Source organism: Thermohalobaculum sediminis, from assembly GCF_023487995.1.
GTDB classification, from domain to species: domain Bacteria; phylum Pseudomonadota; class Alphaproteobacteria; order Rhodobacterales; family Rhodobacteraceae; genus Thermohalobaculum; species Thermohalobaculum sediminis.
Genome location: NZ_JAMFKN010000016.1, coordinates 16,322 through 26,838, shown reverse-complemented (window position 1 = coordinate 26,838; position 10,517 = coordinate 16,322). Strand labels below are relative to the sequence as shown.

General features: G+C 63.5%; 12 protein-coding genes. 5 read left to right on the top strand and 7 right to left on the bottom strand.

What is annotated here, in order from left to right; translation table 11 throughout:
* Positions 1-193: 193 nt before the first annotated feature.
* The 7 genes from M1105_RS19830 to M1105_RS19800 all read right to left on the bottom strand — a co-directional run bounded on the left by M1105_RS19830 (position 194) and on the right by M1105_RS19800 (position 7,868).
* Positions 194-2,734: a DEAD/DEAH box helicase family protein gene (locus M1105_RS19830; RefSeq protein ID WP_249582117.1), complete on the bottom strand. Its 2,541-nt coding sequence runs from the start codon at positions 2,732-2,734 to the stop codon at positions 194-196.
* Positions 2,727-4,340 (bottom strand): Eco57I restriction-modification methylase domain-containing protein, encoded by a 1,614-nt coding sequence (locus M1105_RS19825; protein WP_249582116.1) that lies wholly within the window; start codon positions 4,338-4,340, stop codon positions 2,727-2,729. Before M1105_RS19825 ends, M1105_RS19830 begins: the two co-directional genes overlap by 8 nt.
* The gene (locus M1105_RS19820; RefSeq protein WP_249582115.1) at positions 4,337-4,987 is read right to left on the bottom strand and encodes a DNA methyltransferase; all 651 of its coding nucleotides are present in this window, start codon (positions 4,985-4,987) and stop codon (positions 4,337-4,339) included. The genes M1105_RS19825 and M1105_RS19820 overlap by 4 nt, the downstream gene beginning before the upstream one ends.
* Before the next feature lie 58 nt (positions 4,988-5,045).
* Positions 5,046-5,468 carry a type II toxin-antitoxin system VapC family toxin gene (locus M1105_RS19815; RefSeq protein ID WP_249582114.1) on the bottom strand — a complete coding sequence of 141 codons (423 nt, stop codon included), beginning with the start codon at positions 5,466-5,468 and terminating at the stop codon, positions 5,046-5,048.
* 2 nt (positions 5,469-5,470) lie between these two features.
* A complete protein-coding gene (locus M1105_RS19810; RefSeq protein ID WP_249582113.1) occupies positions 5,471-5,719 on the bottom strand; it encodes a FitA-like ribbon-helix-helix domain-containing protein in 249 nt (82 codons plus the stop codon).
* A gap of 102 nt (positions 5,720-5,821) precedes the next feature.
* Entirely contained in the window at positions 5,822-7,051 is a 1,230-nt protein-coding gene (locus M1105_RS19805; protein WP_249582112.1) for a tyrosine-type recombinase/integrase, read from the bottom strand.
* A 223-nt stretch (positions 7,052-7,274) separates the two neighbouring features.
* Positions 7,275-7,868 (bottom strand): hypothetical protein, encoded by a 594-nt coding sequence (locus M1105_RS19800; RefSeq protein ID WP_249582111.1) that lies wholly within the window; start codon positions 7,866-7,868, stop codon positions 7,275-7,277.
* Positions 7,869-8,189: 321 nt separating this feature from the next.
* Between M1105_RS19800 and M1105_RS19795 the strand changes: the two genes are divergently transcribed.
* Genes M1105_RS19795 through M1105_RS19775 form a run of 5 tightly spaced genes read left to right on the top strand, consistent with a single transcriptional unit; the run spans position 8,190 to position 10,401 of the window.
* A complete protein-coding gene (locus M1105_RS19795; RefSeq protein ID WP_249582110.1) occupies positions 8,190-8,447 on the top strand; it encodes a helix-turn-helix transcriptional regulator in 258 nt (85 codons plus the stop codon).
* Between the two features lie 11 nt (positions 8,448-8,458).
* Positions 8,459-8,653, top strand: a complete 195-nt coding sequence (locus M1105_RS19790) for a hypothetical protein (RefSeq protein ID WP_249582109.1) — start codon at positions 8,459-8,461, stop codon at positions 8,651-8,653.
* On the top strand, positions 8,650-9,612 hold the full coding sequence (locus tag M1105_RS19785; protein ID WP_249582108.1) for a helix-turn-helix domain-containing protein: 963 nt from the start codon (positions 8,650-8,652) through the stop codon (positions 9,610-9,612). Before M1105_RS19790 ends, M1105_RS19785 begins: the two co-directional genes overlap by 4 nt.
* Complete coding sequence (locus M1105_RS19780; RefSeq protein WP_249582107.1) at positions 9,605-9,901, top strand: hypothetical protein; 297 nt, start codon at positions 9,605-9,607, stop codon at positions 9,899-9,901. The genes M1105_RS19785 and M1105_RS19780 overlap by 8 nt, the downstream gene beginning before the upstream one ends.
* Complete coding sequence (locus M1105_RS19775) at positions 9,898-10,401, top strand: DUF6362 family protein (RefSeq protein WP_249582106.1); 504 nt, start codon at positions 9,898-9,900, stop codon at positions 10,399-10,401. The genes M1105_RS19780 and M1105_RS19775 overlap by 4 nt, the downstream gene beginning before the upstream one ends.
* Positions 10,402-10,517 lie beyond the last annotated feature (116 nt).

The window sequence follows — 10,517 nt, the reverse complement described above, 5'->3', positions numbered from 1 at the left end:
TTGTGGTGCTTGTTCGCCATTCTCGATCCTCCTCTGCTTCATCATAGAGGTGGACCAAATCGTCTGGGGAGGCTCATCTGGAGATTGGGGGCATCAACCCTCGCCTCGGTGCAATGTTGTTCAGAATAGGATAACATTACTTCGCTCCATCGATTAAAGCGCCGAGGACGAATGGGAGTGCGACGATCTTCATTCACTCCTTCGCAACAACAGTGTCGTAGAGCCCATAATGCGTGAGCCCCTCGTGGCTCTCGATACCCGTGTACCGCAGCGATGCGTCCTCGTACCGCCGAAAGGCAAACACCGCTTGGTTCATCTGCTCGGTGTTGAACACCTTCAGGCGCACGAGCAGATGAAAATCCTTTACCGTCAATCCCGTGACGGCGAGGAACAGATCCGGTTCGAGCTTGGTAATCACATCCTGCAGCGTGTTCTCGCGGAAGTCCGTGAGATACATGAATGCGGGAATACGAGTGGCGAACTTGATCAGTTTCTCCTGCACCTTCTTGCGCGCGGACTTGTACTCTTTCTCCTCGTCCGAAAGCTCCTTCTTCTCGCCCGCAGTGAGCTCACGCTCCTTAGCCTTGTTCTTGAGCTCTTTGACCTTTTCGCTCTTGTTGATGATGGTCTCGATGATGTTGTCGCCCAGTGCGCGCCAGCCCTCGATGCGCTCCACCGCGGCCATAGCCTCCGGGTTATCCATGATCCGGCGCAGCGTATCGTTGTCGACATTTACGAGCAGCGCGCTCTCCCACTTGCGCGCCAGCAGCGTGGCCGACGTCCCTGCCATGGCGATGTCGAGGATGCCGCCAGCATCGATCTGGGTCATGTTCGCGCCGTCGTAGGCCAGCACCGGCAGGAACGACACCAAGTCCTTGACCGCGTTTTCCGGGTTTGGCTCGTTGGGGGACAGCCCAATTGCATATTCGGAAAGCTGGCGTAGCGCCCGCGTCGGCGCGAAGTCGAATACGAAGCAGATGGGCTTCAGGATCTCCTCTTCGTTCGGATTGTCGCCGTTCGGATTCTTGATTGACCAAGGCGACTGCACCCGGAACGCCGCCTGGAAATAGGTCTCGGGCGACTTCAGGTTGCGCAGCATCAGGATCGATGACCACTGCGCCACGGTCACGCCGGTCGTCAGTTTTCCGCACGACAGCGTGATGGTCTTGGTATCAAAACCGCTCCCAATCGCCTTGCGCACCGGCGGCAGCGCGTCCAGACCGATCCCCGCCGACGCACCGGCGGCGACGGCGACCCTGTACTCGTGCCAGAAGGTGTTGTGCTTCTCGGCCAGCAGGTTTGCCATCGCGTGGCACGCCGCCACATTGGGCAGGAACCAGAATGAATGCTGAAGGTACGGCAGCAGACGAACGTCGGAGTATGGAAACGGCGGGCGTGTCCCCGTCTTCAGGCTCTCGACGGCCTGCGGCGCGTATTGTCCGCGGATGATGTCCAGCCACTTCTGCACGTCGCTCTTGTGCTTGAACTGCACGACCGCGCCCGTGCCGGTCGCGGCGAAGAACTCGTTCAGATCGAACTCGTCGAACTCACCCGCACTCGCGACCGCGACCAGTTCATCCGGCATCTGGTAGGTGAGCAATCGCATCTGCGGCAGCGCGTCATAGGGATTCCACTTGCCGGGGTGCGTGGCTGCGAACCCTGCCTTGGCACGCTGCTCGTCGGTGTACGTCCAGTTGAAGATCTGCTCCTCGATGAACTCGCCGGTCGCCAAGGCCTTGAACGGCGTGCCGGAGAGATAGAGGTAGGCCTTCGTGGTGATTGGGAGAAACTCGGCCTCCCTCTCCGACAGGATGGTCAGGTCCTCGTTCACCTCCTCCAGATCGGCGGCGTATTCGAGCTTGGCCTCTTTCTTGGCGACCGCCGCCTCCTCGCCCTCGAAAAGCTCCTTGGCGGTCTCACGCCAGGCACCGAAATGGTATTCGTCGAACACCACAAGGTCCCAGTTCACCTCGTGGAGCCATTCGTTCTTCGGCTTGATGTTCCCCGCGGCGTCGCGGCCCAGCAGGTCCTGAAACGAGCCGAAATAGACCACCGGCTTCCTCGGGTCGACCTGCGTTGGATCGCGTCCGGAGGAGCGTGACAGATACTGCCATCCGTCGAAATCCTTGTGGCTCTCGAGGTCAGTCTGCCAAGCGTCCTCGACCGCGGGCTTGAAGGTCACCACGAGGACACGCTTGGCGCCGAGCTTTCTGGCGAGCTGATAGGTTGTGAACGTCTTGCCGAAGCGCATCTTCGCGTTCCAAAGGAAGCGCGGGACGGCGTGCATGTCTTCCGACCAAATCGAGTGGAAGTAGGCATGCGTCTTGTTCACGGCCTCGGCCTGTTCCCGGCGCATCGGGAAGTTTTCGGAATGCGTGCCTACGAAAATCTGGCCGGTGCGCAGTTCGGTCAGCACCGTCTGCACATCCGCGACCGTGCAGCGCATCCATTCGCCATCCACCCGTTCGATGCCCTTACGCATTAGCGCCGCGCGCAACTGGTGGTCGGAGAAGACAGACCCGTCCTCACGCTCGGCAGGTTCGTCAAGGACGATGGTGAAGTTTCGGATCGCGGCGGTTTTGAGCTGTTCGGCTACGCGCTGCCTTACGTCCCGCGTCGTCTGCCCGATCTTCAGCTGGCCGCTGTGCCCGTCATCGTCGATGGCATAAGCGTAGATTCGTGGCCGGGCTTCGGGTTTGGGCGCGAGGATTTCGTCAATGGTCGGCTTACTCATCGTCGCCACTCAATGGACGCACTATTTTCTCGATGAAGGCGATCTCGTGAGCCGTCAGGCGATACCGCTGGTAGAGATCGGCGTCGGTCCAATTTTGAGTCCAGTCCTGCGTTGGAACGAATGTGTATACCTTCCGGGTCACATGCTGGGACGACTTATGGAGAAGGATCAAGAACCTCGTCAGACGGCAGGAGAGGTAGGACAAGACACTCTCCGCCTCCTCTTTCGTGTCGAATGGGCCGATGCAGAGGTAGGTCTCGGACGACACCGTTCCCGGCCCCGCCACGAAGGGCGTACTGATAATTCGGTGCGGATAGGTATCTCGATTTCCGGTTCCCGGTGCAGCGTAGCCTGCAAACAGTTTCCACTTGTCGATAAGATGTGCCCCAGACCTGACAGCATCTCGCGGAACGTAACCGACACCTCCGTTTTGATGAATTTTCAGATCACCTGGAGACTTCGTGCGGTTTCCTTTAAAAAAAGTCCTGAAGCCGAAAGCTCGCGCCGAACTAACAAGTCGGTCAAAGCGCTTTTCTTCGGGCAACGCGAGCGTCTTTGTTTGACCGGTCTCTCGTGCCATCACCTTTTTAAGGATCGACACACCTTCATTGAAGCGCACAAAAATGTCTGCACCCTTTTCCAGAAGCGGACGCGTCGCTGTCGAGACTGGCCAGTCCTTGAAATGAGTCGAGACCCGGCAGGACCCCGGATTCTCCTTGTCCCAAAGAAAGTAGCAAACGCCACCTTTAAGCCCCACGCCTGGGAATACATCCGCAGCACTGAGAAAATCATCGATGGAGCGCAGTCGATTGTCTGAAAGCATCGATTCCCTGAAGTCATCGAGGCCCTTCCCGCCGGAGAACCAGCGGGATGGTATAACCATGGTCAAATAACGTGGCTCAAGATTTTTCGCCTGTTCAACGAACTTCTGATATATCGGCGCAGCGCTTGTTCCATGCCCACCGTCGTCTAGCTGATACGGCGGGTTTCCAGTAATCACGTCGAAATGCATGACGCCTCCATAAAACTCGGCCATCCGTGCTTTGATGTCGTCAGTGTGAATGAACGCGTAGGCATGGGTTTCAAGGCTCTCACCGCGGTCGAGAGTCTCCCTGCTCGCACCGCAATACGTACACTTGCCGTCTACCCATGTGTGCTCGGTGCGCTCGAACCAGATATTACCCGCATCGGTGGCAAATCTACGGGCGACGGAGTGCTGACCATTCGCGTGCTTCGAGCAGTAGACGCTCCGCCGCGCCAGCATGGCTGTCAGCTGTGTGATGCCGATGCCGAAGACCTGCCGGGTCAGAATGTGGTCCACGCGGTCTTGCAGGCCGGGTATCTGGTCGGCCAACCCCTTGGTCAGGCGGCTGGTGATCTCGCGCAAGAACACGCCAGACTTGGTGCAGGGGTCAAGGAACCGCACCGTACTATCGGCCCAGATGTTCGCGCCGCCATGATCCGCCGCCCAAGATTCGGCCAGCATGTCGAGCATGCGGTTCGCCAATTCGGGTGGGGTGAACACCTCGTCGTTCGATAGGTTCGCGATGCACGTCAACACGTCTGGGTTTCGGGCGCGTAGGGCGAAGCTCGCCTGCATGCTCATGCTGCCTCCCTTGGTATTCCGCTCGCAGCGGCAAGATCGCGAACATGCGTCGGTGGATAAGTCCGGATCGGAGTGAAGATCTCGTGCTTGCCAAGATTGGCGAAAGGCGATCCCCCCACGCTGAAAGCCGCCGAGCCGGTGAGAACATCGAGGCGGAAATCACGACGCTGGAACTTGCCCTTGCCGAGATAGCCCCACTCGGCGAAGGCGATGGGCAGGCCATCCTGCGTCTGCATCGTCAGTGCATCACCATGCACGAGGTTCTGCGCGAGGACGAATGACGCGGCACGATACAGATCGTCCGTTTCGCTGATGTTCAGATACTCGGCCAGGACCTCCAGCATGTTCGCCCGGCATTCAGCGATATTGTCCTCGAGTAGCTCGATCCCGTAAGTGCACATCAGCGCGAGAAGTGCATAATGCCTTTTCTGAAATTCGGATTTCCCGAACTTCTTTTCGACGGCGGCGAGCTTGCGTTGAAAGACCCGGACGAGAAAATTGCCGCTGCCGCACGCGGGCTCGAGGAACCGAGAGTCAATACGGTCCGTCTCGTCCTTGACAAGGTCGAGCATCGCATCCACCAGCCATGGTGGAGTGAAGACTTCTCCATGATCGGCGACGCGCTTCTTAGACTTGATCAGGCTCATGGCTGATACATGCTAGTAGAGCTAGCCATCTCGATAGCGTGTTCAATCTCAACGGCGCTCATTCGGCAATCCAGGGGTTGATCAGTTCGATCCCGCAGCCCTCGAAATCGGCGGTGTTGCGGGTTGCGACCGCTGCCCCACTGGCCCGGGCCACCGCCGCAATCAGGCAATCTGCCTGGGCGATAGGTCGCCCGGCTGCGCGGCGGTCGGCGGCGATGGCGGCGTAGGACTCGGCGGCAGGACTGTCGAAGGGCAGGATGCGGCCGGCGAAATCATCGCGAAGGATGCGATCGATGGTGACGGCGAGCGCGTCGCGGCGCTTGCCATTCACCATGATGGCGACACCGTAGCGCAATTCGGCCTCACTTATCGCCGTCAGATAGATTTCCGCCCCGTCCTGCGCCGCGAGCCAGCCCTCGACCCGCGATTCGGGCTCCGGACGCAAGAGTTCGGACACAACATTCGTATCGAGAATGACCATGCTCAGGCCGGATCGAAGGTGGGCGGCCCGCGCATCGGGTCACGTGGCGGAATATCAAGCTCCACCCCGCCAAAAGGTGCAATGCGTGCCCGGATAGCCGCGGCCAGGTTACGAGGCGGTTTCGCCTCGCCCACCACCTCGCGCAGGATCTCGCGGGCCTCTTCTTCCATCGACCGGCCGTGCTCCGCCGCGCGGACACGCAGGCGGCGCTTGATAGTGTCATCGAGATTACGGATTGTGATGCTGGCCATCGCGCCCTCCCACCGTCAGCCAAGATGTAAGCAACGATTGCATTGCAATCAAGCCGTGTTCGGCGCTGGCACCTCCCCAAAGAGCCCGCGCTTGCCGATCGGCTACTCACCCACCACCTTCAGCCGCGGCCGCAGCATCTCGCCCACCGCGTTGACCCCAGCGCGGAGCGGCGACTCGATCAGATGGGCATAGCTCTGGGTGGTGCCGATTTGGGTATGCCCGAGCAGCTTCCCGATCATCTCGAGCGAGGCGCCGCCGGAGACGAGAAGCGAGGCGAAGGTGTGGCGCAGATCATGGATGCGCACGTCGGGGATCTCGGCGTTCTCGCGCATCCGGGCCCAGAAGCGCTTCAACTCCTGCACTGGCTGGCCCTCGACATCGCCGGGGAAGAGGAAGAGGCAGCCCGGCGGCACCGCCTCGCGACGCAGGCGCACGAGCGCCACGGCCTCCGGCGAGATCGGGATGCGATGGGTGCGGCGCTGCTTGGTGTATGCCGCCTGCTTGGTCCAGATCGCGAGGTCGAGGTTGAACTGGTCGAAGGTGGCGGTGCGGACCTCGCCGAGCCGCGCGCCGGTCAGCATGCAGAGGCGGATGATGCCGGCGGCGCGCTGATCCTCGTCGCGGGCCAGCGCGTCTGCGAGGCGGTTGATCTCGTCGAAGGAGAGGAAGCGCTCGCGGGCGGTCTCCGGGCGCTTGCGGAAGCCCAGCGCCGGGTTGTCGCTCCGCATGCGCCACTGGACCGCGAGGTTGAACATCTTCCGGAGCGCCTCGCCGACGCGGTTCGCCCGGACGGGCGTCGGCTTGGCGGGCTTGAGCGGCGTCCGGCGCTTTGCCTTGGGCTGCCGCTTCGCCGGGCGCGTCCGGCCCTCGGCGATCTTGGAGAGCAGCTTGTCGACATCGTGCGGCGTGATGTCGGCGACTTTCTGGTTCCGCCATTCCGGCAGCACCAGCTTCTCGAGCATGCTGATCTGGTCGCGGGCATTGGTTGCCTCGAGCTTCGGCAGGTGCTCGGCAATGAATCGCTCGGCGAGATCCTTGACGGTCGGCGCCTCGCGGCTCGACTTGCGGCCATCGAGCGGGTCGTCGCCGCGGTCGATCTCGCGCTTCAGCCGCTTGGCCTCCTCCCGAGCGGCGGTGACGGACCATGCCGGCCAGCCGCCGATGGTGAAGCGGCGCTGACGCCCGGCGATCCGGTAGATGAGCACGAAACCCTTGCGGCCGGATTCGTAGACGCAGAGCCCGAAGCCCGAGCAGTCCTCGTCGAAGATGACGTATTTGCGGCTGCCGATGCCGGCAGCCTTCACGGTGCGTTCGGTCAGACGTGTGTTCATGGCGCTCCCCTCATCATGCCGACTGAGCAAGGTGAGTCGGCGGGGAGCAACCTGCTCTTTGGCAGCGAGCGGCGCGGAGGCGGAAACCGGCGGAATTCCCGGGGGGAATTCTGCCGGTCGCGATCGGCGCGGGCCGAAGATCAGGGAAAATTTAGCCCCACCAGATGCCTCAGCAACGGGCGGGGCCCTGTTCCCTGCCGGTCGAACACCGGTCAAACCACAGTCATTCGGCCTTCAGATCCTGCCATACGGACTGAATCCGGCGCCGGATCGTGCTCTCGTCCGGCGCTTCGCCAAACTCCGAATGCGCGATGAACCAGTCCTGCATCTCGACGATCAGGTCTCGCTGACGCTCTGGCATCCCGCCGGTGTAAATCCGCTTCAGAAGCGCGCGGTAGAAGCCCTCCCAGTCGTATTTCGACGGCGCGCCGGCGTTCGATCCACCGCGACGACCGATGCCGTGGCGGCTCTCGAAGCGCTCGATCTCGGTCGCGGTGATGAGGATGTCCGGCGCCGTCACCCTGAACCCATCCCTCGGACTCGTGATGGCCCGCCAGGTCGCTGAGCCCGCAGGGCGGGCGCAATGTAGGTAGACCTTCTTCGCGGCGCGCCCATGAGGCCGGAACAGAGGTCGGATCGCGCTCCCGGGGACGATCATCAGCCCGCACGCCGGCTCGTCCCCGAACCAGACCTCGGAGAACCCGACGACCAGTTCGATCTCATCGGCGATCGCCCATTCGGCGATCTGGGCCTGCGTGCAGTCCCAGCGCACTGCTGCCTCCAAAACCGTAAAGAAGTACTTCGGTGGGAACGCCATGACCTGCCTCCTGATCCTGCCGCCACGCACAACCCACGGATTCGACAACACGAATCCATGCCCCTGCCGCATCGGCGGGGGTGGTCTCACTGGCGATTCTGATTGACCTCGTCGTTCGGAAACGTTCGCGGAAAGCGGGGGTCGATCAAGCCGGAATCACCCTCGCTCACCGCCTCGTCATCGAAGCCGCAGAAAGCGGCGGAATTCCCCCGGGTAATTCCGCCGCTTTCTGCCTCCGTGCCGGTCGGGCCCGTGTGCTTGTCTCCGCCCCGCCACCTGAGGCGCCCCGATCGGCGGGGCGCGCGGTGGCGGGAGACCATCATGGACGACACCGATCTGAACACTGCCCCCGTGGACGACGCAGCCCTCCTCGAGGGCTGGCTCGACCGGGCCGCACTCGCCAGGGAACTCGCCCTCTCCATCGACACGCTGCAGCGCTGGGAGACCCGGCGCGTGGGCCCGCCCTGCGTGCGGGTCGGCCGCAAGGTGCTCTACCGCAAGGCCGCCGTGCGCGACTGGCTGCGCGATCAGGAGGCCCGCAAGACCGGCCAGCACCGAGCCGTCGCCGGCCGGCGCTGAGGGGAAGTCCGATGGGAAAGATAAGCCCAGACGGAACCTTCCCGGTGAAGGCGCTGATCGCCGAGGCCCAGCGCGAGCTCGATCTGCGCAAGCAGCTCTACTGGACCCGGGTCCGGGCCGGCCGGATGCGGCGCGAGGACGCCGACCGGCGCATCGCGCTGATGGAGGCGATCGTGAAGCGGCTGATCGTGACGGCCGCACTATGAGCGTCCAGGCGATCACATGGGCCCTCGACTGGCCCGCGCGCAGCGTCACCGAGAAGGTGATCCTGCTCGTGCTGGCGAACTACGCAAACGAGTACGGGATCAGCTGGCCCTCGCAGAAGACGCTGGCCGGGCAGTCGGCCTGCACCGACCGGACCGTCCGCACGATCCTCGGTCAGCTTGAGAAGCGGGGCGTGGTGCGCCGGATCGCCCGGCGCCGCGGCAACGGCGCGCGGCAGTCGGACATGATCCTGCTCACCGCATTCGACGGCCGCAAGCAGGCCCCGGCGGGCATGCTCGATGACCCCGATGAAGGCGCGGACGGGTCGAATTCGCAGGCGGAAGAATTTTCCGCCTGTGCCCCCAACCGGAAAGATTTTCCGGGGGGCTACCGGAAAGGATTTCCGCACCCCCCGGAAGCAGCTTCCGCCCTTGATACGTCAAAGATACGAAAGGACTCTACTCTGCGCGCACAGGCGGAATGGCTCTCCGCCTGCCTCGCGGTCGCCGGCCCTGGCCTCGACAAGGCTCCGAAGAGCCCGCTGCACCTCACCGCCTTCGAGATCCTCGGCTGTATCGAAGCCGGGTGCAGCCTGACCGGCGATGTGTTGCCCGTGATCGAGACCCGCACGGCGACCGCCCGACCGAACCAGATACGGACATGGGCCTATTTCACCCCCGCTGTGCTGGACGCGAAGGCCCGCAGAGAAGCGGGCGCTCCGAAATCCGAGGAATCGAGCCATGACGAAGGACGAAAGCCGCGGCGCTCTGCCAAGCGCCGCCGAGCCGCTGCCCCGGATCGCCTTTTCGACTGGGATGCGGCTATTGCGAAGCTGGAGCGCGAGCGGGCGGAGAGGAGCCGGCCCGAGCCCGGAGGAGCGGGCCCGGATCGGCGAGGCGGCACAGGTGCTCTCCGCCTCGCTTACACCCGCGACGGCGACGGAGATCGCCGCGATGATTGAGGCGCTCGGCTGGCACTATCCGCAGGCGGCGCGCCCCGCCGCCGCGCGGGCATCCCTCGCCTCCGACTGGCTCCGGGATCTCGGGCATCTGCCGGCCGACATCCTCGACGCCGCCTGCACCGCCTGGCGGCGGGCGCCGAACACCTATGCCCCGACGCCCGGCCATCTCCTCGCGCTGGCCGAGCCAATCCTGCACACGCGCCAGTTCTGGGCGAAGCGGGCGGCAGAGATCGCCGGGCTGCCGGAGCCCACCACCGCCACGCACCCGCCGAGAAAGGATCAGGCATGACGCTGACCCCACGCGAGATCGAGGATCGCCTCGAGGAGGCTGCCTGGACGCTGCGCCGCCTGCCCGAGAAGGACCGCCCGCGCGGCTACACCTCGTCCTGGCCGCCGATCGTGCGCGACGCGAAGCACGCCTATGGCTACACCCCCGAGGCGCCGATGCGGGTGATCCCGAGCGCCGCGGCGATCAGCCGGATGGAGGAGTGCTTCGACTGGCTCCTGATGCTCGAGCCCGACGACGCCCGGATCGTCTGGATGCGGGCCGAGAACCGGCGCTGGAAGCAGATCTGCGCCCGGATCGGGGTCGTGCGCTCGACCGCCTGGCGGCGCTGGGTGGCCGCGCTCATGACGATCGCGAAGAAGCTCAAAAGCCAAGAGAAATCAGCGCGTAAGGCGCGGGCCGCGCAAGCGCCCGCCGCAACGACCGGCAGAACCTCGCGCGAGAACGTGGCGAAGCCGCAGGCCGACGGGCAGGATGCGTTGAACTTCGGGCGCGACACCTGACGCGGTTTGCGGGCAAAAAAGAGCCAGGCTGACGGCGAGTGCGGGCGACGGATCGCCCCGCCGTCAGCCACCGGATCGGGCGCAAGCCTCGCCCTCCGCATCGGCTAGGCCCGGAC

Bases quoted from the DNA above. Each gene is read 5' to 3' on its own strand.
- M1105_RS19830 (WP_249582117.1), bottom strand. From the start codon at position 2,734: ATGAGTAAGCCGACCATTGACGAAATCCTCGCGCCCAAACCCGAAGCC.
- M1105_RS19825 (WP_249582116.1), bottom strand. From the start codon at position 4,340: ATGAGCATGCAGGCGAGCTTCGCCCTACGCGCCCGAAACCCAGACGTG.
- M1105_RS19820 (WP_249582115.1), bottom strand. From the start codon at position 4,987: ATGAGCCTGATCAAGTCTAAGAAGCGCGTCGCCGATCATGGAGAAGTC.
- M1105_RS19815 (WP_249582114.1), bottom strand. From the start codon at position 5,468: ATGGTCATTCTCGATACGAATGTTGTGTCCGAACTCTTGCGTCCGGAG.
- M1105_RS19810 (WP_249582113.1), bottom strand. From the start codon at position 5,719: ATGGCCAGCATCACAATCCGTAATCTCGATGACACTATCAAGCGCCGC.
- M1105_RS19805 (WP_249582112.1), bottom strand. From the start codon at position 7,051: ATGAACACACGTCTGACCGAACGCACCGTGAAGGCTGCCGGCATCGGC.
- M1105_RS19800 (WP_249582111.1), bottom strand. From the start codon at position 7,868: ATGGCGTTCCCACCGAAGTACTTCTTTACGGTTTTGGAGGCAGCAGTG.
- M1105_RS19795 (WP_249582110.1), top strand. From the start codon at position 8,190: ATGGACGACACCGATCTGAACACTGCCCCCGTGGACGACGCAGCCCTC.
- M1105_RS19790 (WP_249582109.1), top strand. From the start codon at position 8,459: ATGGGAAAGATAAGCCCAGACGGAACCTTCCCGGTGAAGGCGCTGATC.
- M1105_RS19785 (WP_249582108.1), top strand. From the start codon at position 8,650: ATGAGCGTCCAGGCGATCACATGGGCCCTCGACTGGCCCGCGCGCAGC.
- M1105_RS19780 (WP_249582107.1), top strand. From the start codon at position 9,605: ATGATTGAGGCGCTCGGCTGGCACTATCCGCAGGCGGCGCGCCCCGCC.
- M1105_RS19775 (WP_249582106.1), top strand. From the start codon at position 9,898: ATGACGCTGACCCCACGCGAGATCGAGGATCGCCTCGAGGAGGCTGCC.